This is a genomic window from Streptomyces sp. MK7 (assembly GCF_032658145.1).
GTDB classification, from domain to species: domain Bacteria; phylum Actinomycetota; class Actinomycetes; order Streptomycetales; family Streptomycetaceae; genus Streptomyces; species Streptomyces spiralis.
The window spans coordinates 37,824-62,993 of sequence record NZ_JAVACL010000022.1 but is presented as its reverse complement, the minus strand read 5'-3'; the positions used below and the strand labels follow the sequence as shown (position 1 = coordinate 62,993).

The 25,170-nt window shown below is 72.6% G+C and carries 21 protein-coding genes and 1 tRNA gene; 11 read left to right on the top strand and 11 right to left on the bottom strand.

The features are described 5' to 3' along the window. Positions 1-41: 41 nt before the first annotated feature. Complete coding sequence (locus R2S09_RS23285) at positions 42-2,156, bottom strand: MDR family MFS transporter (RefSeq protein WP_316743010.1); 2,115 nt, start codon at positions 2,154-2,156, stop codon at positions 42-44. A gap of 161 nt (positions 2,157-2,317) precedes the next feature. Between R2S09_RS23285 and R2S09_RS23280 the strand changes: the two genes are divergently transcribed. Then, positions 2,318-4,138 (top strand): peptidoglycan-binding protein, encoded by a 1,821-nt coding sequence (locus R2S09_RS23280; RefSeq protein WP_316743009.1) that lies wholly within the window; start codon positions 2,318-2,320, stop codon positions 4,136-4,138. 51 nt (positions 4,139-4,189) lie between these two features. Here the strand turns inward: R2S09_RS23280 and R2S09_RS23275 are convergent, their stop codons facing one another. Further along, positions 4,190-4,849 (bottom strand): HAD-IA family hydrolase, encoded by a 660-nt coding sequence (locus R2S09_RS23275; RefSeq protein ID WP_316743007.1) that lies wholly within the window; start codon positions 4,847-4,849, stop codon positions 4,190-4,192. 241 nt (positions 4,850-5,090) lie between these two features. Then, positions 5,091-5,669, bottom strand: a complete 579-nt coding sequence (locus tag R2S09_RS23270; protein ID WP_306191583.1) for a TMEM165/GDT1 family protein — start codon at positions 5,667-5,669, stop codon at positions 5,091-5,093. A 388-nt stretch (positions 5,670-6,057) separates the two neighbouring features. Between R2S09_RS23270 and R2S09_RS23265 the strand changes: the two genes are divergently transcribed. The 4 genes from R2S09_RS23265 to R2S09_RS23250 all read left to right on the top strand — a co-directional run bounded on the left by R2S09_RS23265 (position 6,058) and on the right by R2S09_RS23250 (position 10,373). Next, entirely contained in the window at positions 6,058-6,711 is a 654-nt protein-coding gene (locus R2S09_RS23265) for an HNH endonuclease family protein (protein WP_306191584.1), read from the top strand. A 194-nt stretch (positions 6,712-6,905) separates the two neighbouring features. Further along, positions 6,906-8,549 (top strand): alkaline phosphatase D family protein, encoded by a 1,644-nt coding sequence (locus R2S09_RS23260; RefSeq protein WP_316743004.1) that lies wholly within the window; start codon positions 6,906-6,908, stop codon positions 8,547-8,549. 283 nt (positions 8,550-8,832) lie between these two features. Then, a complete protein-coding gene (locus tag R2S09_RS23255; protein ID WP_316743089.1) occupies positions 8,833-9,285 on the top strand; it encodes a DoxX family protein in 453 nt (150 codons plus the stop codon). A 452-nt stretch (positions 9,286-9,737) separates the two neighbouring features. Next, positions 9,738-10,373, top strand: a complete 636-nt coding sequence (locus tag R2S09_RS23250; protein WP_306191585.1) for a DedA family protein — start codon at positions 9,738-9,740, stop codon at positions 10,371-10,373. A 63-nt stretch (positions 10,374-10,436) separates the two neighbouring features. Here the strand turns inward: R2S09_RS23250 and R2S09_RS23245 are convergent, their stop codons facing one another. Next, positions 10,437-10,670: a DUF2277 domain-containing protein gene (locus tag R2S09_RS23245; RefSeq protein ID WP_189901419.1), complete on the bottom strand. Its 234-nt coding sequence runs from the start codon at positions 10,668-10,670 to the stop codon at positions 10,437-10,439. A gap of 339 nt (positions 10,671-11,009) precedes the next feature. Between R2S09_RS23245 and R2S09_RS23240 the strand changes: the two genes are divergently transcribed. Further along, positions 11,010-11,798 (top strand): MBL fold metallo-hydrolase, encoded by a 789-nt coding sequence (locus R2S09_RS23240; RefSeq protein ID WP_316743002.1) that lies wholly within the window; start codon positions 11,010-11,012, stop codon positions 11,796-11,798. Positions 11,799-11,813: 15 nt separating this feature from the next. Here R2S09_RS23240 and R2S09_RS23235 read toward each other — a convergent pair whose 3' ends face one another. Together R2S09_RS23235 and R2S09_RS23230 are read right to left on the bottom strand one after the other, a co-directional pair. Then, positions 11,814-11,966, bottom strand: a complete 153-nt coding sequence (locus R2S09_RS23235; RefSeq protein WP_306191587.1) for a hypothetical protein — start codon at positions 11,964-11,966, stop codon at positions 11,814-11,816. A gap of 335 nt (positions 11,967-12,301) precedes the next feature. Further along, entirely contained in the window at positions 12,302-12,814 is a 513-nt protein-coding gene (locus R2S09_RS23230; RefSeq protein WP_316743088.1) for a GNAT family N-acetyltransferase, read from the bottom strand. Between the two features lie 158 nt (positions 12,815-12,972). Here R2S09_RS23230 and R2S09_RS23225 point away from each other — a divergent pair, with 158 nt between their 5' ends. The 4 genes from R2S09_RS23225 to R2S09_RS23210 all read left to right on the top strand — a co-directional run bounded on the left by R2S09_RS23225 (position 12,973) and on the right by R2S09_RS23210 (position 15,926). Further along, on the top strand, positions 12,973-13,323 hold the full coding sequence (locus R2S09_RS23225) for a hypothetical protein (RefSeq protein ID WP_306191588.1): 351 nt from the start codon (positions 12,973-12,975) through the stop codon (positions 13,321-13,323). Positions 13,324-13,416: 93 nt separating this feature from the next. After that, positions 13,417-13,491: transfer RNA gene (locus R2S09_RS23220), tRNA-Val, on the top strand. A gap of 240 nt (positions 13,492-13,731) precedes the next feature. Next, the gene (locus R2S09_RS23215; protein ID WP_316743000.1) at positions 13,732-14,502 is read left to right on the top strand and encodes a DUF4097 family beta strand repeat-containing protein; all 771 of its coding nucleotides are present in this window, start codon (positions 13,732-13,734) and stop codon (positions 14,500-14,502) included. Between the two features lie 74 nt (positions 14,503-14,576). Further along, entirely contained in the window at positions 14,577-15,926 is a 1,350-nt protein-coding gene (locus R2S09_RS23210; RefSeq protein WP_316742999.1) for a hypothetical protein, read from the top strand. Between the two features lie 66 nt (positions 15,927-15,992). Here R2S09_RS23210 and R2S09_RS23205 read toward each other — a convergent pair whose 3' ends face one another. The 3 genes from R2S09_RS23205 to R2S09_RS23195 all read right to left on the bottom strand — a co-directional run bounded on the left by R2S09_RS23205 (position 15,993) and on the right by R2S09_RS23195 (position 20,986). Further along, positions 15,993-17,111 (bottom strand): amidase domain-containing protein, encoded by a 1,119-nt coding sequence (locus R2S09_RS23205; RefSeq protein ID WP_306191627.1) that lies wholly within the window; start codon positions 17,109-17,111, stop codon positions 15,993-15,995. 185 nt (positions 17,112-17,296) lie between these two features. Beyond that, on the bottom strand, positions 17,297-18,583 hold the full coding sequence (locus R2S09_RS23200; protein WP_316742997.1) for a hypothetical protein: 1,287 nt from the start codon (positions 18,581-18,583) through the stop codon (positions 17,297-17,299). Positions 18,584-18,706: 123 nt separating this feature from the next. Continuing rightward, positions 18,707-20,986, bottom strand: coding sequence for a transglycosylase domain-containing protein (locus tag R2S09_RS23195; RefSeq protein ID WP_399144494.1), 2,280 nt, complete (start codon positions 20,984-20,986; stop codon positions 18,707-18,709). 536 nt (positions 20,987-21,522) lie between these two features. Between R2S09_RS23195 and R2S09_RS23190 the strand changes: the two genes are divergently transcribed. Beyond that, a complete protein-coding gene (locus R2S09_RS23190; protein WP_306191592.1) occupies positions 21,523-21,753 on the top strand; it encodes a zinc ribbon domain-containing protein in 231 nt (76 codons plus the stop codon). Between the two features lie 43 nt (positions 21,754-21,796). Here R2S09_RS23190 and R2S09_RS23185 read toward each other — a convergent pair whose 3' ends face one another. Both R2S09_RS23185 and R2S09_RS23180 read right to left on the bottom strand, forming a co-directional pair. Next, positions 21,797-22,609 (bottom strand): HAD family hydrolase, encoded by an 813-nt coding sequence (locus R2S09_RS23185; protein ID WP_306191593.1) that lies wholly within the window; start codon positions 22,607-22,609, stop codon positions 21,797-21,799. Next, positions 22,609-25,149 (bottom strand): phosphoribosyltransferase, encoded by a 2,541-nt coding sequence (locus R2S09_RS23180; RefSeq protein WP_316742996.1) that lies wholly within the window; start codon positions 25,147-25,149, stop codon positions 22,609-22,611. Before R2S09_RS23180 ends, R2S09_RS23185 begins: the two co-directional genes overlap by 1 nt. Positions 25,150-25,170 lie beyond the last annotated feature (21 nt).

Here is a 25,170-nt window from a genome sequence, read left to right as displayed (position 1 = left end):
GGTCCGGCCGCCGGACCGCCACGTCACCGGTCCGCCCGGTATCACGCCAGGCGGGGCACCGGACGTTCCCCGGGTTCGGCGTGCGGGCGTTCGGCGTCGGAGCCGCACAGCTCCTCGGTCAGTCCCTTCACCAGCTGCACCAGGTCGGTCTGCCGCTCGGGACCCCACCAGTCGCCGAGCAGTTCGGCGAGCGACTCCTCGCGGGCGTGCGCCAGCCGCTCGGCGACCTCCCGGCCCTGTGCGGTCAGTACGAGGTCCAGGCCCTGGCGTTCGGCCAGGCGCCGCTCCTCGACCTGGCGGGCGGCCTCGATGATGACGTTCAGCGGCACGGGGCTGCGCTCGGCCAGCACGGCGGGCTCCACCCAGCCGTACTTCTTGATCCGCAGCACCAGCCAGCTCGCCGCGGGCTTCAGGTCGTAGCCGGCCCGCTCGGTGATCCTCCGGTAGACCTCCCGCCGCCCCTCGCGGGTGCCCAGCACGGACAGCGCGCGGCACACCTCGTCGTACGAGGACCGCTCGACGGGGTTCGTGGCATAGGTCTCCGTGCCGTCGGGGGCCGTGACGGAGCCGCGCAGTCTGTCCTCCTTCAGGAACCAGGCCAGGACGAAGCCGAGCAGAGCGACCGGTGCGGCGTAGAGGAAGACGTCGGTGATGGCGGAGGCGTAGGCGTGCAGGGCGGCCGGGCGCAGCGCGGCCGGCAGGGCGGCGATGCCGCGCGGGTCGGACTTCAGGGAGTCCGCCGAGACCCCCGGGGGCAGCGCGACCCCCCGCAATGCGTCGGCGAGCTTGTCGCCGAGGCGGCCGGCGAAGACCGTGCCGAAGATGGCCACGCCGAAGGAGGCGCCGATGGAGCGGAAGAAGGTGGCGCCGGAGGTGGCCACGCCCAGGTCCTGGTAGCTGACGGCGTTCTGCACGATCAGCACCAGCACCTGCATGACCAGGCCGAGGCCGAGGCCGAAGACGAAGAAGTAGCCGCTCATCTCGGCCGTGGTGCTGTGCTCGTCGAGCTGGTGCAGCAGGAGCAGGCCGAGGGTGGTGACGGCGGTGCCCAGGACCGGGAACACCTTCCAGCGGCCGGTGCGGCTGACGATCTGCCCGGAACCGGTGGAGGCCAGCAGCATGCCGACCACCATCGGCAGCATGTGGACACCGGAGAGGGTCGGGGAGATGCCCCTCACGACCTGGAGGAACGTCGGCAGGTAGGTCATCGCGCCGAACATGGCGAAGCCGACGATGAAGCTGATGACGGCGGAGAGGGCGAAGGTGCGGATGCGGAAGAGCTTGAGCGGCAGAACGGGTTCCGCCGCCCGGCGCTCCACGGCCACGAACACCACCGCGAGGACGACCCCCAGCACCGCCAGGCCGGTGATCTGCGGCGAACCCCAGCTCCAGGTGGTGCCGCCGAGCGAGGCCACCAGGACCAGGCAGGTGGCGACCGAGGCGATGAGCAGGGTGCCCAGGTAGTCGATGACGTGCTGCTGGGACTTGCGCGGGATGCGCAGGGCGGCGGCGATCACGGCGAGGGCGACGACGCCGACGGGCAGGTTGACGTAGAAGACCCAGCGCCAGCTCAGATGCTGGGTGAACAGTCCGCCGAGCAGCGGCCCGAGCACACTGGTCGTGCCGAAGACGGCACCGAACAGACCCTGGTAGCGGCCGCGGTCGCGGGGCGAGACGACATCGCCGACGATCGCCATGGACAGCACGATGAGCCCGCCGCCGCCCAGGCCCTGGAGCGCCCGGAACGCGATCAGCTCGGGCATGTTCTGCGCCATCCCGCACAGCGCCGAGCCGATCAGGAAGATCACGATCGCGGTCTGGAAGAGTTTCTTGCGTCCGTACTGGTCACCGAGCTTGCCCCAGAGCGGGGTCGCGGCCGTCGAGGCCAGCAGATAGGCGGTGACCACCCAGGACAGGTGCTCCAGGCCGCCGAGGTCGCTGACGATGGTGGGCAGCGCGGTCGACACGATCGTCTGGTCCAGCGCGGCCAGCAGCATGCCGAGGAGCAGGGCGCCGATCGAGACCAGGACGTTCCCGGGGACGTGCTCGTCCGGCCGGACCGGGGCGTCGACGTGAGCGGACCGGGTGCCGTCACCGTCCGGCACATCGCCCGCGGTGCCCGTTATCCCGGTCCTGCCGTGCCCATCCCCGGCCATGGAGACCTCCCGACGCTCGCCTGACTTGTTCCATCCTCATTGGTGTGTCCCGCTATGGCCTGTTGAGTCCCGCCCGGAGGCCGCCATTCCGGGGGCTTCGGGGAGACGGTGTGGAGAGGATCTGCATAATCCTTGGAGTTCTCCAGGGGAGGGACCGACGCGTGGAACAGCCGAACGGGCACGTCTGCCCGGAGTGCGGAGCACCCCGGGCCACGGACAACTCCCCGTCGTGCGCCTGCGCCCGGCGGGCAGCCGATGCCCTGCGCGACACCCGCACAGCCGAGGCAGCCGCAGCAGAGGACTTCAACCCCCTGCGCATACGCCCATACGTGAACGCGGGCAGGACGCCGGGGGCGACGGGGACGACGGGGACGACGGGGACCAGGGGCGCTACGGGGGTGGAGGAAGCGGAGATCGCGCGGCGCGCCGGGGACACGGGGAGCCACGGGGGCGCGGAGCCCGACGGGCACTCCGGGGACGCGGGCGGCCCTGAGTCCGCCGCGACCGGCCGCCGGGGAGCGGTGGACGCCGTGGGCCTGGCGGAGGGTGCGCCCGGCACGGGCCGCGGCGATCGCGGGGAGGACATGGGCCACACGGGGCAGACCGGCGCAGAGAGCGGCGCGGGACAGGCCCGCGGCGAGAGCGGTACGGCACACCCCGGCGGCGCAAACGGTGCTGCGCCCAGCCCCCTCGCGGACGACACCCAGCAGATGCCCGGCACCGGCAGCACCGTGCACGCCTCCGCCGAGAGCGCCCCGACGCCCCCCGGCCATGCGGGCGGCACAGCACACGGCCCCGGCTCGGGCGGTGCCGTGTACACCCCTCACACGGACGGCACCGCACACGCACCCGACGCGGACGGCACCCGGCACACGCCCGGCACCGGCAGCACCCCGCAGACCCCCGGCGAGAGCGGCACGACACACCCCGGCCACGCAAGCGGCGCGGGGCACGGCCCCGGCTCGGGCGGTGCCGTACGCGCCTCCGGGGAGGGCGACACCGTACGCATCCCGCGCGTGGACGGCACCGTGCACGCCCCCGGAGCCCCCGACGACGTACACGACCCCGGCGAGGGCGCTGCGGCGCGCACCCCCGGTTCCGCCGGGGCCGTGCCCACCCGTAACGGCGCGGGCGCCGCCGGCCCTCCCGAGGCGGAGACGCGGCCGGTGGCTGCCGTCGAGGCGACGATGCGGCTGCGGCCGGCCACGCTGCCCACTCCGTTGGCGCCGCGGGCGGGCGAGCCGAGTGCCTCGGACCTCAGCCTGTTCGACTCCGGCCGCGACGGCCGCGACGGCGACCCGGCGGGCGCGCCGGGCCGGCCCGGCGCGGACGGGGCGCGGGGACGCGCCGCACGCGGCCGGCGCCGGCCCGGCGCCCTGCTCGCGGTGTCCGGAGCCGTGGTCGCGGTCGTGGCGGCGGCCGGGTACGCGAGCGGGCTGTTCTCGTACGAGTCCCCGGCGCGGGACGGGGCCGCGGCCCAGGAGGTGCGGGAGAGCATCCCGGACGGCCCGTCGCACACGGCTCCGCCGTCCTCGGCGACGGCCACCGCCTCGTCGTCCTCGCCGTCGGTGTCCGCGTCGGCGACCGCGTCGCCGTCCCGCAGCGCGAGTCCGTCGGCGTCACCGTCGCCCTCGGCGACGAGTGCCTCGCCGACGCCGTCCCCGTCGGGTTCCGGGTCCGGCTCCGGGCCGGGCACGGAGTCCCCCGCGCCGACACAGACCGCGGCGACCGTCCGGGCCACGGCGACCGCGCAGCCCGCCCCCGTCCTGCGCCGGGGCGACCGCGGTCCCGAGGTGACCGAACTCCAGCAGCGCCTGGCGCAGTTGTCCCTGTACACCGGCCGGATCGACGGCGTCTTCGGCCAGCGGCTGGAGAACTCCGTACGCACCTACCAGTGGGCCCGCGGCGTCACCTCGGACGGCCTCGGGGTCTACGGCCCGGCGACACGGGCGAGCCTGGAGTCGGAGACGTCACGCCCCTGACGTCATCCGCTGCCCGGGCGAGACGTCAGCCCGGGACGTCAGCCCGGGACGTCAGCCGATGTGCAGACGGACGGCGCCGGACTCCGCCGGCTCGACGCGGACCTGGGTGAGGTCCCGTACCACGGCGTCCGGGCAGTGGATGCCGGCGCGCGGGCCGACGCCGACCACGCGCATCCCGGCGGCGCGCCCGGCCGCGATGCCCGCGCCGGAGTCCTCGAAGACGACGCAGTCGGCGGGGGCGACGCCCAGTTCGGCGGCGCCCTTGAGGAAGCCCTCGGGGTCGGGCTTGCTCGCGCCGACGGACTCGGCGGTGATGCGCACGTCGGGCAGCGGCAGGCCGGCGGCGGCCATCCGGGCGGTGGACAGGCCCACGTCGGCCGAGGTCACGAGCGCGTGCTCCACCCCGAGCAGGGAGGCGAGGAACTCCGGCGCGCCGGGCACCGGGACGACGCCGTCCATGTCCGCGGTCTCCTCGGCGAGCATGCGGGCGTTGTCGGCGAGGTTCTGCTCCTTGGACCGGTGAGGCAGCAGCACCGCCATCGAGGCGTGGCCCTGGCGGCCGTGGACGACCTTCAGCACGTCGTCGCCGTCCAGACCGTGCCGGTCGGCCCAGCGCCGCCAGATCCGTTCCACGACGGCGTCGGAATTGACGAGGGTGCCGTCCATGTCCAGCAGGAGGGCGCGGGCGGTGAGCACGGCGGTGGCCGTCATCGGCAGCTCCAAGGCGGCGGAAGGGTCGGGCGTACGGAAGTACGGCAGGGGCGTAAGGACGGGCCCCGGTGCCCCCGGAATCCCGGAGCCCCTCGGAGCTCCCGGAGGGACAAGGCGGCCCCGCCCGCCGGTCAGGGGAAGCGGGCGGGAACCACTTTGTTCCCCTACGGTACAAAACCTAGCCGCTTCCCGCCACCGCCCCGCCGGCCGTTCACCCGGAGCCGGCCCTTCCGCTGCCCGCTCAGGCCACCGCCTCCCACAGGCTCCACGCGCCGAGCGCGGCCATCAAAAGGGCCGCTATCTTGGTGATCAGGGCCAGCGGAACCCGCCTCATCAGCGCCTTTCCGCCCACGATGCCGAGGCCCGCCACCGCCCAGAGGGCCAGCACCGCACCCAGGCCCACGGAGACCGGGTCGTCGTAACGGGCCGCGAGGTTCGCCGTCATGATCTGGGTGAGGTCACCGAACTCGGCGACGAGGATGAGCATGAAGCCGGTTCCGGCGACCTTCCAGAAGGACTGGTCCTCGGGCCGGCGGATCTCCTCGTCGCCGTCGTCCTTCTTGAGCAGCAGCACCGCCGCGCCGCCGAGGAAGAGCACGCCGGTGAGCGCGTGCACGATCCGCTGCGGCAGCAGGGTCAGCGCGCTGCCCGCCGCCACGGCGAGGGCCACGTGCAGCAGGAACGCGGCGGCGACGCCCGCGAAGACGTACGAGGCGCGGTAGCGGGTGCCGAGGACGAGTCCCGCGAGGGCCGTCTTGTCCGGCAGTTCGGCGAGGAAGACGACGCCGAAGACGAGCGCCAGGACGCTGAGACTGATCATTCCTTCTCAATCGGTCGGGGCCACCCGGCCGAGAGGGTGCGACGTTCGCGATCAGACACCTCGGCAGGGCAGCACACGGATGCACCCGTGCCGTACGCACGGGTGTGCACTGCTTGCCGAAGGTCTCGCCGGCCGACCTCGCCGTCCTACGGTGCGAGGTCCGCCTCCGGGCGCCGGCTCAGGCGGGCTGAGCAGTATGTCGACGGTCCCGGCGAAGGGCTACTCCCCTTCTGCGCCGTCCATGGTACGGGATCCGAAAGTTCGGTCGTGAACCTTGTCGTGTCATGAACACGTCATTAGCTTCTTACCGGACACACACCTCCCCGCAACGCGGCGCCGCGAGCATTCCCTCGCTCGCCCCAACACCCCACCCCACAAGGGAGTTCACGTGACTCGTTCTTCGAAGGTCTACGCGCGTCGACGGCTGAGCATACTCGCGGCCCTCACCGGACTCATAGCCTCCGTCGCGCTGTTCAACTCCCCGGCCGCCTCCGCCGCCCTCCCCACGCCGGTCAGCGCCTCCACCGCCCGCAGCTACCTCTCCACCCTCACCGTGGCCGCCGAGAACCGCACCGGCTACAGCCGCGACCTGTTCCCGACCTGGATCACCATCTCCGGCACCTGCAACACCCGCGAGTGGATCCTCAAGCGGGACGGCACCAACGTCGTCACCGACTCCTCCTGCCGCGCCACCAGCGGCAGCTGGTACTCCCCCTACGACGGCGCGACCTGGACCGCCGCCTCCGACGTGGACATCGACCACCTCGTGCCGCTGGCCGAGGCCTGGGACTCCGGCGCGAGCAAGTGGACCACCGCCCAGCGCCAGGCCTTCGCCAACGACGTCACCCGCCCGCAGCTCCTCGCGGTCACCGACAACGTCAACCAGGCCAAGGGCGACCAGGACCCGGCGACCTGGATGCCGTCCCGGACCGCGTACCGCTGCACGTACGTCCGCGCCTGGGTCCAGGTGAAGTACTACTACGACCTCTCGGTCGACTCGGCGGAGAAGAGCGCCCTGCAGAACTACCTCGCCGGCTGCTGATCGCACGGGTCTGTCCGCCCTCCCCCGTCGTTCAATACCGTACGGGTCGACGGAGGAGGGCGAGCCGGAGGGGCGCGCCGGTGTCGGGGCGGTGAACGCGCGGAGGCCCGAAGGGCTGAGCACGATCGCCGCCACGACACCGGGTGAAGCGCCCCGGAGGCGAGCCCGACCATGGAAAGGGGCGGGCGATCGCCGTGGCCGGACTGCGCCTGGGACCACTGCTGAGGTACGTCGACGGCTCGTCCGCGACCGTGTGGGTCGAGGCGGGCCGGCCGTGCACCGCCGAGGTCCGCTGCTCCGGCGGCGCCGGCGGCACCGCCCGCACCTTCCAGATCGAGGGCCACCACTACGCCGTCGTCCCGGTGACCGGTCTCACGCCCGGCACGTCGGTGCCGTACGAGGTACTGCTCGACGGCACTCGGGTGTGGCCACTGCCCGGCTCGCCCTTCCCGCCCTCCGTCATCCGGGCCCCCGGCCCCGGCGACGGCCTCCGCGTCGCCTTCGGCTCCTGCCGCTGGGCGGCGCCCCCGGCGGACGGCAAGGACCCGGCCGGGCCCGACGCGCTGGACGCACTGGCGGCGCGGATCGCCGCCGACCCCGAGGGCGAGCGGCCCGACGTGCTGCTGCTCCTGGGCGACCAGGTCTACGCCGACGAGACCTCCGAGGCGACCCGGCGCCGACTCGCCGCCCGCCGCGACCCGGCCGACCCTCCGGGCAGCGAGGTGGCGGACTACGAGGAGTACACCGGGCTCTACCACGAGTCCTGGCGCGACCCGGAGGTGCGCTGGCTGCTGTCCACCGTGCCCAGTTGCATGATCTTCGACGACCACGACGTCATCGACGACTGGAACACCTCCGCCGCCTGGCTCGCCGGAATGCGGGCCACCCACTGGTGGCGGGAGCGGCTGCTGAGCGGCCTGATGTCCTACTGGGTGCACCAGCACCTGGGCAACCTCTCCCCCGCCGAGCTGGCCGCCGACCCGCTCTACGCCGCCGTACGGGCGACCCCGGACGGCACCGACGCGCTGCGGGCCTTCGCCGCCCGCACGGAGGCCGACCCCGCCTCGGCGCGCTGGAGCTACCGCCGCGACTTCGGCCGGGTCCGGGTGCTGATGGTGGACACGCGGGCGGCCCGGGTCCTGGACGAGGACGGCCGGGCGATGCTCGATCCCGGGGAGGCCGGGTGGCTGCGCGACCAGGTGCTCGCGGACCCCGGCTCCTGCGACCACCTCCTGATCGGCACCTCGCTGCCCTGGCTGCTGCCCCACCTCGTGCACGACGCCGAGGCGTGGGACGCGGCACTGTGCCGGGGCGTGCGGGGCCCGCGCTGGGCTCGGTTCGGGGAGCGACTGCGGCGGCGTGCGGACCTGGAGCACTGGGCGGCGTTCCCGGCGTCCTTCGAGGCGCTGGCCGAGCTGATCGCAAAGGCGGGGTCGGCCCCCGGGGCGCCCGCGACGATCTGCGTGCTCTCCGGTGACGTCCACCACGCCTACGTCGCCGAGCCCGCGTGGCGGTCGCGGCCGGTGGGCTCCCGGGTGGTGCAGCTCACCTGTTCCCCCGTGCACAACTCCGTGCCGCTGCCGATGCGGCTGGGCTTCCACTTCGGCTGGAGCGCGGCGGCGCGGGCCCTGGGGCGCCTTCTCGCCCGGCACGGGAACTGTGTCGAGCCATCTGTCACCTGGCGGCGCACGGGCGGTCCCTGGTTCGGCAACCAGTTCATGACCCTCACACTGCACGGTCGTTCAGCACGGCTGCGGCTGGAGCGGGCCCGGGCGCAGGCCGCGGCGGGTGGGCGGGCCCGGCTCGAGACGACGGCCGAGCGCGAACTCGCCCAGTAGGACGCGGGCGGTCCACCCAGTGGCACGCCCCGTTGTCCCCGATTGTCCGCGGCACCGCCCGCCCGCGCACTTCCCGCATTCCGCGCCGTACCACCGCAAAGAAAGCGGCAAACGGAACCACGGCCGCGGTCGGAATTGGCGAGATGTTGAACTTGCAAGCACTGATTAGGGAGACCTAATCTGTTCAGCTGTTCGAACAACCGTCCTGTGCCGGTACCCCCCTCTCCATGCGCCGGCACCCCTCCGACCGGCTCCGTAGAAGGAGACTCCCCACATGACCGGCCTGACCGGACGCCTCAACTCCACACAGCCGTACGCCCTCGGCCTCTACCGCGTCGTCGTGGGCCTGCTGTTCACCTGCCACGGTGCCGCCTCGCTGTTCGGTGTGCTCGGCGGGGCGATGGGCACCCATGGCGGCACCCTCGCGGCCGGCACCTGGCCGGGCTGGTACGCGGCGGTGATCCAACTGGTCGGCGGCGCTCTCGTCCTGCTGGGCCTGGGCACCCGCGCCACCGCGTTCATCGCCTCCGGGTCCATGGCGTTCGCCTACTTCGACATCCACCAGAAGGCGGCCCTGTGGCCGATCGAGAACGGCGGCGAGGCGTCGGCGATGTTCTGCTGGGCCTTCCTGCTGCTGGTCTTCACCGGCTCCGGCGCGTTCGGGCTGGACACGCTGCTCGCCAGGCGCTGGGCGCAGCAGCAGCCCACGGCCGAGCAGACGCCGGTCGCGGTCTGACGGTCGGAACCTGACCGTGGCGGCCTGACCGTGGCGGCCTGACCGTGGCGGCCTGACGGCCGAGGCCACCGGTCCCGGCCGGAGCGGACCGGACCGCACCGGTTACGGCCCCGACGGTTCAGGGGCCTGGCGGCCCGAGGGTCTAGGGGCCCGACGGCCCGAGGGTCTGGCGGCCCAAGCGTCTGACGGTCGGCTCCCGGACGGGCGTCGGCCGTCAGGGCCTCGGGCCGCCGTTCCGTCGCCGTCTCGGGCCGCCGTTCCGGTGCCGTCTCGGTGCCCTTGCCTCGACTGTTCTCGACGCCTTTCCGGCGTAACAGCGAACACATATGCCCCCGACGCACCCCCTGTCACATCTGCGGCGTACGCTGTATGGCTGTTCACAGGCCGCCCCTGCCGCTCCCCCGCGACGTCGCGGCACGGTCCGGTCCACGGGGGAGTTCAGGGAGTCGTCGGTGCTGGAGAGTGTGGCGAGGGTGGGGTCGCTCACCGGCGCACCATGGATCTATGTCGTGGTGGCGCTGTCGGTGCTGCTCGACGTCTTCCTGCCCGTGCTGCCCAGCGGCGTTCTGGTCGTCACCGCGGCCACGGCGGCCGCCGCCGGTTCGGGTGCCGCGACAGGGCAGGTCCCCGGGGACGTGCCCGACATCCTGGCGCTGATCGTGTGCGCGGCGACGGCGTCGGTGCTGGGCGACCTCGTCGCCTACCGGCTGGCCTGGCGCGGCGGCGAGCGGCTGGACCGTGCCATCGCCCGTTCCCGCAGGCTCAGCTCGGCGCAGGAACGACTCGGCGCGGCCCTGTCCCGGGGCGGCGGCGTGCTGGTCGTGATCGCCCGTTTCGCCCCGGCCGGCCGCTCGGTCGTCTCCTTCAGCGCCGGCGCGACCCATCGCCGGGTCCGGGAGTTCCTGCCCTGGTCCGCCCTCGCCGGTCTGTCGTGGGCCGCCTACAGCGTCGCCCTCGGCTACTTCGGCACGCGCTGGCTGGGCGCCGCCTGGCTGGCGACGGGCGTGTCGGTGGCGGCCCTGTTCGCGGCGGGCGCGGCAGCGGCGTATCTGATGCGCAGGGCCCCGGCGGGCCCTGAGGCGTCCTAGGGTCCAGGCAGCCTCGGGGGTTCAGGGGTCCGAAGCCCCGTCCCCGTCCGCGTTCCGGCCGTGTCAGCCCGCCTTGCGCACCGCCGCCTGGCCCCGCACCTCCAGCCCCGCCAGCAGTTCCTCGGTCGCCGCCGCGATCGCCTCGACCGCGTGGTCGAAGACCTCGCGGTTGTGCGCGGCGGGAGCCCGGAAGCCCGAGACCTTCCGCACGAACTGGAGGGCGGCGGCCCGGATCTCCTCCTGGGTCGCCTCCTCGGGCAACGCGGGCGGACGCAGTGTCTTGATGCTCCGGCACATGGGTCCAGTCTCTCCTGCCGGCCGTTCGGTGTCCGCTGTTCTGTCCGCCGTTCCGTGTCCGGCGCAGTACGTCCCACGTCGCAGGGCCTGCCCCGCTTAGGGGTCCTTGCACTATGCCCGCCCGGGTCCCGCGGCCTGGCACCGCACCTCGCCGCGTTGCCGGAGCGCCCAGGTAGCGGAGCTACCTGGGCGCTCCGGCGCCTTGCGATGCTCCCCCGCTGCCTGAACGGCGCGGGAGGTACCCCCACCACCAGACCACGCGACCTGATCGGACGCTCATAGTGCAAGGACCCCCTTAGCGGAAGGAATACCTCCGGTCCGCCTCCTCTTGCACCGGACATGACCACCGTGGAGATCACCTACATCGGCGGCCCGACCGCTGTCATCGAGCTCGCCGGCCTGCGCCTGCTCACCGACCCCACCTTCGACGCCCCCGGGGCCTACCCGATCGGCTCGCGTGAGCTGACCAAGACGGCCGGCCCGGCCCGCCGGCCCGGCGACATCGGCCCGGTCGACGCGGTCCTGCTCTCCCACGACCAGCACCCCGACAACCTCGACACCTCCGGCCGCGCGCACCTCGCGACCGCTCCCCTGGTCCTGTCCACGCCGTCGGCCCAGGCCCGTCTGGGCGCCCCCGTGCGGGCGCTCGCCCCCTGGGAGCGCGTCGAACTGCCGCTGCCCGGCGACGGGGTCCTGCACGTCACCGCCGTCCCCGCCCTGCACGGCCCCGTGGGCTCCGAAGCCCTCGTCGGCGAGGTGACCGGCTTCGTCCTCTCCGGCGACGACCTGCCCAAGGTCTACGTCAGCGGCGACAACGCCTCCATGGACCTGGTCCGCGAGATCGCCCGCCGCGAGGGCCCCTTCGACATCGCCGTGCTCTTCGCGGGCGCCGCGCGGACGCCCCTCGTCCCGGACGCCCCGCTGACCCTCACCAGCGCGCAGGCGGCCGAGGCCGCCCGGATCCTCGGTGCCCGTCATGTCGTGCCGCTGCACTTCGAGCACTGGGCGCACTTCACCGAGGACGGCCCCGCTCTGACGAAGGCCTTCGCCGAGGCGGGACTCACCGAGCGGCTGCACCTGCTCGCCCCCGGCGCCTCCGTCCGGATGTCCGTGGTGGACCCGCTTTGATACGGGAGCTCGCGATCAGGCGGTGATCTGACCCAGGACCGGCGTCACGCGGAACAGCACCCCCAGGAGCCCCAGCCCGATCCCCCCGGCCCGGCCGCCCCCGCGCGGGTGGAACACGCCCGCGACGGTCCCCAGGGTGACCACCGGTACGCCGACCCGGGCCAGCACGATCAGCGCGCCGTCGAAGCGCAGCGGGCCGCGGACCTTCGTCCTGGCAGGCGTCGCAGGCCAAGCCGAGCAGCGGCCCGACGACCCTCACGACGGCGCCGACGAGCAGCACGAACAGCGCGAGGCTGACGAGCCCGAGCCACTCGGCGGCCGTCCGTGCCGCGGGCGGCAGGACGGACCGCGTCGCCCCGGAGGCGGTGTGCGACGTGGTCCCGGAGTCGGTGTGCGACGTGGTCCCGGAGTCGGTGTGCGCGTTGTTCTCCATGGCCCGGACGCTACGGATCACGGAAGCCGGCCGGCATCCGTCCCCCTACTCGGAGCGGCGCGGTGGGTACTCACCCGGAGGCGAGGTCGAACCGCCAGTCGTTCGAACTGAGCCAGTGTCCCTTCGGATACTCGAAGTCCACGGGTCCGAGCAGGGTGAACCCGGCCGCACGGCACACCGCGTTCGAGGCGGCGTGGTCCACGCTCGGATAGGCGTGCAGGTACCTGTGCCGGCCGGCGGCCCGCGCCTCGGCCACCACGGCCCGGGCGGCCCGCGCCGCCAGCCCACGCCCCTGGAACGCGGGCGATATCCCCCACCCGGTCTCCCAGACGGTGGCGTCCCGCCACTGCCGCTCCCAGAACCCGATGACGCCCACGGCCTGCCCGCTGTCCGCCAGCACCGCCCGGTACATCCGCCCCGCCGCCAGCTCCAGGTAACGCCGGTGGCGGGAGGCGAGCTTCTCCTCGCTCTCCGGGCCGCCCAGGTGCGCGGTCATCTCGGGGCTGTTGTGCAACCGCAGCAACCAGAAGTCGTCCTCGGCCCACGGCTCCAGCCGTAGGGCCGCCCCCTCCGCCCTGCCCATGTCGCCACCGGCCCCGTCCGCTCCGTATCCCGCTGTCTCCATTCCGTCACCGTAGGACAGGGGTCTGACAACGGGCCGCCCGCGGCGGGGGCGCATCGAACACACGAGCCCATCGAAGCGAGTCGCGACCCGAAATCGAACAGGCGTAGCATTGCGCCGTGGCTACGCCCTATGACTTCCCGAGTGACCTCCTGGCCGGCCAGGAGGAGCTGCATCAGGTCCGGGCCGAGCTCGCGGCCCTGCTCAAACGCCTGCCCTGGTCGGTCGAACCGCTGGACGGTTTCAGTGACGCAGGCGGCTGGCGCAAGGTGGAGCGCCCGGCCTCCCCCGGCTGGACGGCCGACGAGCAGGCCGAGGTCGAAAAGCTCCGCCGACGGGAGCACGAGCTCGCCGTGTTCGTCACCACGCACCGGTACTGGTCCGAGTTCACCGGCCCCGACCGCGTCGACGCCCGCAGCCGGCTCAAGCACGCCCACGAGGACCCGGAGAACGAGGAGGGGAACGCGTGAGGCCCCCGCCACCCCACCGCTCCCACCGCCCGCGCTGCGCACAACCGGTTTGCGGGACAGTCCCCCTGGCAGGGTAGGCTGTCCACTCGTCCCGGGTGCGTAGCTCAGGGGTAGAGCGCCTGCCTTACAAGCAGGATGTCGGCGGTTCGAAACCGTCCGCGCCCACCAGTCGCAGGACACACGCAAGGCCCAGGTCCCTCGGGTGACACCCGTCGGCCCGGGCCTTCGTCGTGTCCCCGAACAGCCCTCCCCGACGTCCACGGGAAGCCCTCCGAGAAGCTTCCGGGAAGCCCTGCGGGGGTTATCCCCACCCCGAACCCGGCAGCGCTCCGGATTCCCCGGCCGGACGGCGATTCCTACGCTCGAAGCGATCAGCCCGCTTGTCGTCCACACCACGGGGAGACCGTCATGTCCCGCACCGTTCCCGTCCGTGCCGTCGCCGTCACCGGCGTCGTCGCGGCCCTGCTCGCCACGGCCACGGCCTGCGGCGGTGACGCCTCCGACGACAAGCATCCCGACCACCGGACCTTCGCGCTGCACGGCCGCACCCTGACCGTCGACTCCGACGACTCGGCGCTGGAGATCGTCGCCGCCGGCACCGCCAAGGCGGGGACCGTGGACGTCACGCGATGGTTCAAGGGGAGGGTGTTCGTCGGAAACGACCCCCACCCGACCTGGTCCATGAAGGACGACCGGCTCGTGCTGCGGATCAAGTGCGCCGGGATCGCCACCGACTGCGCCGCCAAGCACCGCATCGAGGTCCCGCGCGGGATCACCGTGAAGGTCGAGGACCACAACGGCAGCGTGCGGGCGCATGGTTTCACCGACTCCCTCGAGGTGCGCAGCTCCAACGGGTCGGTGCACGTCACCGACTTCACAGGGCCATTGGCGCTGCACTCCCACAACGGCTCGGTGAGTGCGGAGGTCTCCTCACGGCAGGTGCGGGCCGACACGCACAACGGCAAGGTGAGCCTCCGGCTGGCCGCCGCCCCCGACCTGCTGGACGCGCGCTCCCACAACGGCTCGCTCACGCTCACGCTGCCTCGCGCCACGTACCGGGTGACGACCGCGTCCGACAACGGCGGCGTCCATGTCTCGGTCCCCCGCGACGACTCCAGCCGCCATGTGGTCTCCGCACGGACGGACAACGGATCGATCACCGTGCGTACGGCGAACTGATGGGCCCGTGTGTTCGTCCTGTACAGGTGGGAGAATGAATCCACGCAGGGCGGACCACAACACGGGAGAGGGATGTGACGGCCACACCGGCGCGCGGGGGGACATCGGCGGCACGTGACGTCCTGGTCCTGCTCGGCCTGCCCCTGCTCGCCGCGCTCGCGCTGCCCGCCGCCTTCGCGGGCGGCGGCACCCGGCGCTGGTTCGGCGGGCGGGCCGAGAGCCAGCGGGCCGAGGCGCAGGCGGCGAAGGACGCGGCGGCCGCCGCGTTCTACGAACTGGACACCGCCCAGCGCGACCTGCGGATCTCGATGGAGACGATCACGGCGGTCGACGACTCCCCCGCGGCGCGGCGCGCGGTCGCCGACTTCCAGGCGCTCGGCCGGCGGATCGACGAGGTCAGCCGACACTACATCCAGGCCGTGGACGCGCAGGATCTCGACCGGGACGACCTGGATGCCTCCGCCGCCGCCCGGGCGCGCGCCGGCCTGGTCGCCGCCAAGGACGAACTGCAGAACGCCAAGCGGGAGCTGGACCGTTTCGCCAGTGGTCTCGGGCCGCTGCTCGGCAAGGCCGAGACCCGGCTGGCCCGGCTGGCACCGGCCGTGGAGCGGGCGCGGCAGGCGCTGCGGGCCGCCGGCGACGCCCTGGACGCCGTGCGCGGCTCGGGGCTCAGGGCGGACGACCTGGCCGCGCGCCTCGCGGCGCTCGCCCCCGAGCTGACCAAGCTGAACCAGGGCGCGGGGCAGCACGGTGTGGAGCAGACCCTGGAGCGTGCCGAGCGGGTGGCGCGGGAGGCGGAGGCGATCCGGGCGGAGGCCGGCCGGCTGCCGGAGAAGGCCGCCGAGATCGACCACCGGCTGGTGTCGCTGCGCACCCGGGCCGAGGCGCTGACCACCCGGGCCGGGCAGGTGGAGCCGGTGCTGAGCGAGCTGCGGCGCCGGTTCACGGCACCGTGCTGGCAAGACCTTCAGCAGGTGCCGGAGCAGGCCGCCGGCAATGTCCGGCAGGCCGAGCTGAAGCTGACGGAAGCACAGGCCGCGCGGGACGCGCAGCGCTGGCCGGACGCGACCGCACTGCTGTCGACCGTGCGGGCGCTGCTGAACACCACCGACGAGTCGATCTCGGCCGCCGGGGACCGCCTGGCCCGGCTGAACGCGGTGCAGAAGGACCCGCAGGCGGAGATCGAGCGGACCCGGTTCGCGGTCCGGGACGCGCAGCGGCTGGCCATGACGGGCCGTACGACGCCGGATCCCCGGCACGCCGGCCCGCTGGACGAGGCCGTGGCCCGGCTGGACGGGGCGGTGGCCGGCCTGGAGGGCCGCCATCCCGACTACTGGCGCTTCCTGACGGAGACCGAGGCGGTCCGGCGGACGGCGGCCCAGGTGGTCGCGCGGATCCGCGAGGAGCGGGGAGCCGGCCGCTGAGGCGGGGAGCCGGCCGCCGGGGCGAGGCCCCGCGACGGCCCGGCTCCCGCCCCCCTGGTGCACCGCTCAGGTGCGGTAGGCGTAGTAGTACGCGGTCGGGTACGACGCGATGAGGCTCGCCACCGACCGGTTGTAGGTGTTCGTGGAGTGGTACGACACGTACGGCACGCCCGAGACGCGCGACGTGACGATCATGGAGTGGTCCTTGGACCCGTCCCGGTTGAAGTCCATCTGAAGGACGTCACCGACGTCGAGCTGGTAGACGTACGGCAGGCTGGTGACCCGCTTGGAGGACAGGGCGAACCAGGAGAACTCGTTGACGCCGACGAACGAGTCCGACTGGATGTCGGCGGTGCCGAACCAGTTGTGCCAGTCGTTGGTGTAGCCCGGGACGTGCTTCCAGCCGCCGGCCTTGAGGGACTGGCTGACGAAGTTGGTGCAGTCGCCGCCGGCACCCTGCCCGTTGAAGTTCGGGTAGTCCGGGTTGTAGTTGCTCCAGTACTTCTTCGCGTACGCGGCCATCGCCTTGTAGTCGTACGTACCGGAGGTCAGGTTCTTCGGCTTGGCCGGCGCGCTGCGCGAGGTCGACGCGCGGGGCGCCACGGGCGGGGCGTCGTCACCCGTGTCCGGTGTGGCGACGGCCGGGCCGGCGACCTGGTTGACGGCGACGCCGTCGTCGGTGTCGCGGATGCCGGTCAGCTGCCAGTTGCCGTGCTTGTCGGCCCGGAAGGACAGCTCGTGGTGGGCCTGGAAGCCGGTGGTCTTCGGCTCGTTGCCCCGGACCTTCTCGTACGTCAGGGTCGTGGTCTCGGTGACGGCGACCTTGGCGTGCCGGCCCTTCACCTGCGTGGCGTCCAGGGTCACGCTGGTGCTGGCCGAGCTGTACTTCTCACCCAGCTGTGCCAGGCGGGACTTGCGGCCGCGCAGCTGAGACAGCGCGGAGTCCTCCGTGCGCGACTGCGTGCCGGACAGGCGGACCTTGCCGGAGAAGCGGGAGGTCAGTTGCTTCTCGTGCTTCCCGGACCGGCCGGTCTTGGTGTTGTCCACCAGGGCCTGGGTGCGGTCGGTGAAGACCGCGTCGGCGAGCTTCTGGAAGGTGGCCTTGGTGGCCGCGTCCACCGTCGGGTCGTCGGTGACCGCCGCGCCCGCGCTCCAGTTGGGCACCAGGGCCACGCCGGCGACCACCGAGGCGGCCGCGGCCGTGACTATGGTGGCGCGGCGCCGCTTACGGCTCAGTTTTCTTGATTTCAATGATGTTCCCCTCTACGCCGGTACACCTACCGGGCGGTCGCATCTTCGCATGACGCGCGTGGCGGGTGTGAAGAGGGTGTGCGCAAGTGGAACCAAGGGGTTACAGGGGCCACTTGACGTCACTTGACCACCTGTGACCAGTCGGGGGACTGGGCCGGGTCCAGGGCGCGCAGCCGTTGCAGCGTCTCCGGCTTCTGGACGTCCATCCAGTCCGACAGTTCCTTGAACGACACGCACTTGACGCCCGGTTTGGTGCACATCTTCGGGATGACCTGGTCGATGGCCTTCATGTAGATGCTGCCGTTCCAGTGCTCGAAGTGGTTGCCGATGAACAGCGGTGCCCGGCTGCCGTAGTAGACGCGGTTGAAGCCGGCCATGTAGGAGTCGACGGTCTGCTGTTCCCACTGGCCGTACTTGGCCGAGTCGCCGTCGGTCTCACCGTTGGACTGGTTGTAGAGGAAGTTGAAGTCCATGGACAGGCCCTGGAACTTGCCGCCCGCGTACGGCAGCATCTGCAGCGGGAAGTCCCAGACGCCGTCCTTCTTCTTGGGCCATATCTGGAAGTCGCCCGGGGAGCTGGCGTCGTAGCGCCAGCCGTAGTCCTTCATGGCCTTCAGCAGGTTGGGCTGGCCCTCCAGGCAGGGTGCGCGCCCGCCGGTGACCTCCTTCCTGAAGTCGAAGGGCAGCGGGGCGATGTCCTTGTAGCCGGTGTTGGTCTTCCAGTTCTCCACGAAGGAGTAGAACTGGTCGATCTCGCTCTTCCACTCCTCGACGCTCCAGTCGCCGCCGCCCTTGGCACCGCAGAAGTGGCCGTTGAAGTGGGTGCCGATGTCGTTGCCGTCCTGGTAGGCGAGGCGGAGCTGCTCCAGCGTCATGCGTATGTGCTCGTCGGTGGGGTAGTCGATGGCGGCGTCACCGGGCGAGTGCATCGGGCCGTGGTAGAGGGACTTCTTGCTCTTGGGCAGCAGGTAGATGCCGGTGAGGAAGAAGGTCATGTGGGCGTTGTACTGCTTGGCCATCTCCCGGTAGTGCGAGAAGAGATGGTCGTCGCCCTGCAGAGCACCGTCCCAGGAGAAGACGACGAACTGCGGTGGCTTTTCACCGGGTTTGAGCGGAACCGGCTTCAACGTGCCCTTCTGCGGGCCCGTGTACGAGGTGGAGCCGTCGCCGAGCACATGGGTCCTGCCGTCCCACTTCGGCTCCTTGGTCGGCGTCGGCGAGGGGCTCTTGGTGCCGCTCTTGGAGCCGGCGGAGGCGGTCGGCGCGGTGGAGTCGGGTCGGGTGAGCGCCAGGAAACCCGCCACGACCGAGGCGACGACCAAAAGAGCCGCCAGGGTGAGGAACTGCGGGTGGGTGGGTCGGCGGCGCGCGCGGGCCTTGCGGCGGCGGCCGGGGGTCGGCGTCATGGGCGGCTCGAATCTGCGGGAGAGTCTGCGACGGTCTGCGGGTCCGCGTGGTCTGCGCGGTCCGCCGGGGGTCTTCGGTGCGGGACGGGCGGGCCGGTGCCGGTGCGGCGGCCCGCCCGGGGGTCAGCCGAGCGGTGCCATGGCGCCGGCCCATATGGAGTACGGAACGCTGTCCGCCGCGGTTCCCGCGAGCCCCTTCAGTGGCAGCGGTTCGAGGCTTTTGGCCAGATCCATCCGGTAGACGACCACCGCCGTGGACACCGACCGGGCGGTGCCGACGTACCAGGCGGCCTTGTCGTCCTGGGTGGTGCCGGCCTTGCCGGCCACCATGGCCGTCGCGGGCGTCGCGACCGCGCCCGAGGCCGCGGTGGGGTGGGCGGTGCGGAAGGCGTCGGCGAGCGCGTCGGTGACCTGCTGGGCCACCTGGGCGCTGACCGCGCGGTTCGCGGCCGGGGTCTCGAGCCGTACGGCCGAGCCGTTGCGGGTGATCCGCCGCACCGAGTACGGCTCGGTGTGCAGTCCCCCGGCGGCGAAGGTGGCGTAGCCGTCGGCCATGCGGATCGCGCTCGGCGTGGAGCTGCCCTGGGAGATGACGGGCACCTGCGGGCCGATGCTGGAGGGCAGCAGCCCGGCCGCCTCGGCGGTCTGCTTCACCTGGTCCAGGCCGGTGTCCATGCCGAGCTGCATGAACGGCGTGTTCACCGACTGGGCGAGCGCCTTGCGCAGGCTGACCGGGCCGTAGGACTTCTTGCCGTCGTTGTGCGCGGCGACCTTGCGGCCGCTGCGGTCCCAGTACGGTCCCTCGGGGGTGGTGACGGGCACCGCGTCGTCCCCGTTGTAGACGGTGTCCGGGCTGATCTGCTCGCGGGGCGCGTCACGCCGTTTGACGACCCCGTGCTGCAGCCCGGCCGCGTACACGAACGGCTGGAAGGCCGAACCGGCCGGGACGGTGGCGGCGTTGGACTCGTTGAAGCCCTGCGTACGGTGGTCGGGGCCGCCGTAGACGGCGAGGATACGGCCGTCGGCGGCCACCGAGGCGGCACCGTAGTGGGCGGTCTTCGCCGCCTTCGGGTCCTTCTCCTTCGCGTCCTTGCGGGCCTTGGTGACGACGTCGGTGAGCGTGGCCTCCCGCTTGCGGTCGAAGGTCGTGTAGATCTGGTAGCCGCCCAGGTCGAAGTCCTTGTCCGAGAGGTGCGCGGCCTTCTTGGCGTACTGCGAGGCCAGTTCGACCAGGTAGTCGCTCTGCCGGCCGGTGTCGTACAGCGGGTTGCGCTTGAGCGGCTCGGGGAAGGTCTTGTACTGGGCGCGCTCGGCCGGCGACAGCTTGCCGATCTTGACCATGCGGTCCAGGATCCAGCTCCAGCGCTCCACGGCGCGGTCGTGGTTCTTCGGGTTCAGGGTGGGGTCGTAGAGGCCGGCGCCCTTGAGCAGGGAGGCCAGGAAGGCGGCCTCGCTGACGTTGAGTTCGCTGACGTCCTTGCCGTAGTAGGCCTGGGCGGCGCGCTGGATGCCGTAGGTGCCGCGGCCGAACCAGCTGGTGTTGAGATAGCCCTCGAGGATCTTGTCCTTGCTCATCCTGTTGTCGAGCTTGAGGGCGATCATCGCCTCGGTGAACTTGCGGCTGACGGTCTGGTTCTGGGTGAGGTAGACGTTCTTGACGTACTGCTGGGTGATGGTGGAGCCGCCCTCGGTGTCGCCCTCGCCGACCGTGCGCCACAGGGCGCGGGTGATGCCCTTGAAGGAGATGCCGGGGTCGCTGTAGAAGCTCTCGTTCTCGGCGGCGAGGACGGCCCAGCGGACGTCCTCGGGTATGTCCTTCAGCGGCATCGCCTGCCGCTGCACCCAGCCGGTGCGGGCCATGGGGGTGCCGTCGGACCAGAAGTAGACGTTGTCCTGCTGGGTGGCGTAGGTGTTCAGGTTCTCCGGTATGTCCGTGGCGGCGTAGGCGACGACCAGGAACAGGCCGGTCAGGCCGATGGTGGAGAAGACGATGCCGATCCACTGCCGCCAGGAGGGCATCCAGCGGCGCCAGCCGGTGCGGCCGGGGCGCGGGTAGACCGGTTTCAGCTTCCGGGCGTACGGGGCGACCACCGCGACGACGGGCGCCAGGCGGCGGGTGACCGGGGCCAGGCGCCGGCCGGCCTCGGTGGTCAGCCGGGCGAGGGCCGGGGGCAGGGCGAGCTTCGCACGGCGCGGCTTGCGGCGGTCGGCCCGCCGGCCGGCGCGCGGAGCAACTCGGCCGTTCGTCGGCTCGGTTGCCTGGCCGGTGCTCCGGCCGGTGTTCTGGCCGGTGTTCTGGCCGGGGGGCCGGTCAGGGGTCCGGTCAGGGGTCCGCTGCCGGACGATGTGCAGCTGCATGGTCTCGTGCGGCCGCTTGCGGAGGGTGTCGACCTTGAGCTGCATGGTCTCGTCCGGCCGGGACGGCACGGCCTCGGCCTCCGGCTCCGCCGGCTTCTCCTGCCTCTGCTGCTTGCGCAGGGCCTCGACCTTCAGCTGCATGGTCTCGTCCGGCCGGGACGGCACGGCCTCGGCCTCCGGCTCCGCCGGCTTCTCCTGGTTCTGCTGCTTCTGCTGTCTGCGCAGGGCGTCGACATTCAGCTGCATCGTCGCGTCGGCCGGCGGCGGTGCGCCGTCGTCGGGCGCTCGCCCGGGCGCGACGCGGCGCTCACCGGACCGGCGGCCTTCCTCCGGAAGGCCCTCCCCCTGCCCTGCCTCGGTCACGACTGCGTCTCCCTCCGCACTCCGTGTTGCTCGCGCGGGTCGACACAGCTGCCGCACGCGGCCGCCATCCCCCATCACTCCCGGCCGCCTCGCGGCTCTCGCGGCCGTACAAAATTATCAGCCGTCTTTTCAATATCTCCGCATGAGAACGGGACAGAAACGAACACACGAGAAACACAGATCTCTGTGCGTCTGGTCACTCCCGTTAATGTGGGGCCATGCCTCGTTACGAGTACCGCTGCCGGAGCTGCGGCGACACCTTCGAACTGAGCCGTCCCATGGCGGAATCCGCCGCCCCGGCGGTCTGCCCCGCCGGTCACGACGACACCGTCAAGCTGCTGTCCACGGTCGCGGTGGGCGGCTCGGCGACGGCCCCGTCCGCCGCGCCCCGGTCCGGCGGCGCGGGAGGCGGCGGAGGGTGCTGCGGCGGGGGCTGCTGCGGCGGCTGAGGACCGTCCGGCCGTACGGCTCGGTGGGACGGTCCCGTACGGCCTACCGTGGTGTCCGGGACGCCTTGAGGAACTCCCGTACGATCCGCTCCCCGGCCAGTACCCCGCGCTCGGGCAGCGCGCTGATGCCGGGTGCGGTCCAGCCCGTGTCGGCCAGTTCGCCGTGGCCGGGGCGCCAGCCGCGGTCCACGGCCAGCAGCAGATCGGCGTCCAGCAGCGAGTCGCCCGCCCCGAGCACCAGGTCGGTCCCGGTGCGGCGGGCGACCTCGCGGACGGCGGCGCTCTTGGTGAGCGGCTTGGGTACGGCGTAGATCTTCCGGCCTTGCAGGGAGACCGTCCAGCCGAGGTTCTCCGCCCAGGCGCCGAGCTCCTTCACCCAGTCCTCGGGGAGCAGTTCGCGCTCCACGACGAGGTAGGCGAACAGGTCCTCGGCGACCCGGTGCTTGCGCACCCACACCGGGTCGGCGGTGCGCAGCAGATGCTCGCGCACCTCGGCGAGCGGCGCGCACTCCCCGGCCAGCCGCTCGGTGACCCGCCGGTGCCAGTCGGTGTCCGACACCCCGTCCACCAGCAGATGGCCGCCGTTGGCGCAGATCGCGTACGTCGGTGCCGCACCCGGCAGATTGATGCGCAGGTACTGCTTGCGGGTGCGGGTCGTGGTCGGCACGAACACCGCCGTGTCCGAGAGGTCGGTGAGCAACTGGGCGGCCGTCTCCGTCATGTACGACAGCGGCTTGCTCTCGTGCACCTCCACGCACAGCAGCCGTGGCGCCCGCGCGTCCGGCATGGTCAGCGCCAGCGCCGCCGACGAGTAGATGAGCGTACGGTCGAGGTCGCTCGCCACCACCACCGGCATCAGCCGTTCACCGCCTTGCCGTCGGCGCCGGTCGCACCGCGCGTGTAGCGGGGGTGGATCAGGCCCACGCAGCTGTACGGCAGTCCGCCCACCTCCTCGACCGGAACCCCTCTCTGCTCGGCCAGCAGACGCACGTGGTCCAGGTCGGCGCCCGCCCCGGACCGCGCGAGGATCTTCCACGGCACCCGGCGCAGCAGCACCCGCGTGGTCTCGCCGACGCCCGGCTTGACCAGGTTCACGTCGTGGATGCCGTACTCCTCGCTGATCCGCTCGACCGCCGCCCAGCCCTCCCAGGTGGGGGTGCGCTCGGCGGACAGCGGCTCCTTGGCGGCCTGCTCGACGGCGTCGGCCACCTCCGGGAAGCGGGCCGAGACGGTGTCGAGGAAGACGCCCGAGACGTCGGCGCCCGCGAGTTCGCGGTAGAACTTCGCGCCGTGGAAGTCGTCGGGGCCGACCAGGTCCGCGCGCAGGACGGTGCGCGAAACCAGCCCGGAGACGGTGGAGTTCAGGCAGGCGGAGGGTATGAGGAAGTCCTCCCGGGTGCCGTAGGTGCGCACGCACGAGCCCGGGTCGGCGAGCACGGCGATCTCCGGGTCGAAGCCGGTGATCCCCTCCTTCTCCTCGAACTCCCTGACGGCCTGGGCGAGTTCCCGGGTGATGGCGCCCTTGCCGGTCCAGCCGTCGACGAAGACCACGTCCGCGGGGTCGTGCCGGTCGGCCAGCCAGCGCAGCGCGTTGGTGTCGATGCCCCGGCCGCGCACGATCGACACCGCGTAGTGCGGCAGGTCCAGGCCGTGGCGGAACCGGGCCCAGCGGCGCATCAGCACACCGACCGGGGTGCCGGCCCGGGCGAGCGAGACCAGGACGGGGCGGGGCGACCGCTCGGCGAGGACGCTCTCGGTGACCGCGCCGACGGCCTGCGCGATCCGGTCCGCCGAGGCGTCGAGCGCCGCCTGGAAGAGCTCCTGGTACTGCTCGCTGGGCTGGTACTCCACCGGCAGCGACTCGGCGTAGTGCGCCCCGCCGCTCTGGATCGCCTCCTCGCGCTCCTCCGTCGGCGCCTCCAGCGTCACGTCCGAGAGGTCCTGCAGCAGCCAGCCGACCTCCTCGGGCGCGTACGAGGAGAAGGCGGGGCCGCGGAGGGGCTCGGGCAGCATACGGGGCCTTTCGGGGCTGGGTGCGGGCGCGGGGACGTACGACGGTACGACCGCGAGCAGGACGTGCGGGGTGTGCCCGGCGAGCTGGGCCAGCAGGCCGTCGGGGGCGTGCAGCGCGGGGGTGTCGGCGGCGGAGTCGACGACGGCGACGACGGCGTCGAAGCCCGCTCCGGCCACGTTGTACGCGTAGCGCTCGCCGGGGCCGTCGGCCGGGTCGTCGTGCGCCGGGAAGACCAGGCGGGTGCGGATCGCGTACCCGGGGTCGTCGACCGCGAGGACCGGGGAGCGGGTCGTGGTGGAGTAGCGCACCTCGGCGGCCACGACCTGCTCCAGCTCGCGGGCGAGCCGCAGCGGCGCGTACATCAGCTCCTCGAACCCGAGGACCAGCACCCGGCGGGCGGTCCCGGGCAGCGCCTCGGCGACCCGGGCGGTCATGTCGGGCAGGGCCCGCTCGAGCCGGTCCCGGTGCCCGGGCGTGAACCCGTGCCGGCCGCCGTCGGGCACGCCGCGGGGCCAGCGCAGGTCGACGCGGGTGACGCGGCCGCGGGTGCGCTGGGCGGGCAGGGTGGCCTGCGGCTCCGGTTCTGGCTGCGACTGCGGTTCTGGCTGCGGCTCCGGTTCTGGCTGCGGCTGCGGCTGCTCGGTCACGGTGGCCGTCTCGTGCCGGGCGACCAGCGCCTGCCCCTTCTCCAGCACGCCCTCCGGGAGACGTACGGTCCCGGAGGCGGCCGTGACCAGGTCCACGCGGGCGCCGATCTCCCGGGCGAAGTCCTCCAGTCGCTCGGTGTCGGCGGGTGAGCGCATGTCGACCAGGGCGACCACCACGTACCGCCGGCGCGGATGGCGGGAGTGCAGATCGCGGATGGTGTTCAGGACGGTGTTGCCGGTGGAGAACTCGTCGTCCACGAGGACCAGCGGGCCGTCCCCGGACAGCAGCGCCTGGTCCTCGGGCAGCAGCAGGTGCGAGGTGGCGTGCGAGTGGGACTCCTCGAAGCCGCCCGCCGGGGCGAGGCCGGGGACGCGGCGGCGTGTGGAGTGCAGGTAGGTGGCCGGGCCCAGGCCGTCGGCGACCGAGTGGCCGAGGCCCGTCGCGGTCTCCGCGTAGCCCAGGACGACCGCCGTGGCGGCCTCCGGCTCGCCCAGCAGCTCCCGCACCCGGCGGCCCAGCGCGAATCCGTGGCCGTACACCACCGACGGCGACTGCGGTACGTGCTTGCCGAGCACGTTGGACACGAGCAGGTGCGCCCGCTTGGGGTTGCGGCGCAGCGCGAGTCCCAGCAGGCCGGTCAGCTCCTGGCCGCCCAGCAGCTCGACCCCGAGCCGCTCGGCGACCCAGGTGCCGGACCAGACCCCGTCGTTTCCTGCCGTGTTCCTGCGGTTCATGCGTTTCCTGTGGATTCCCTG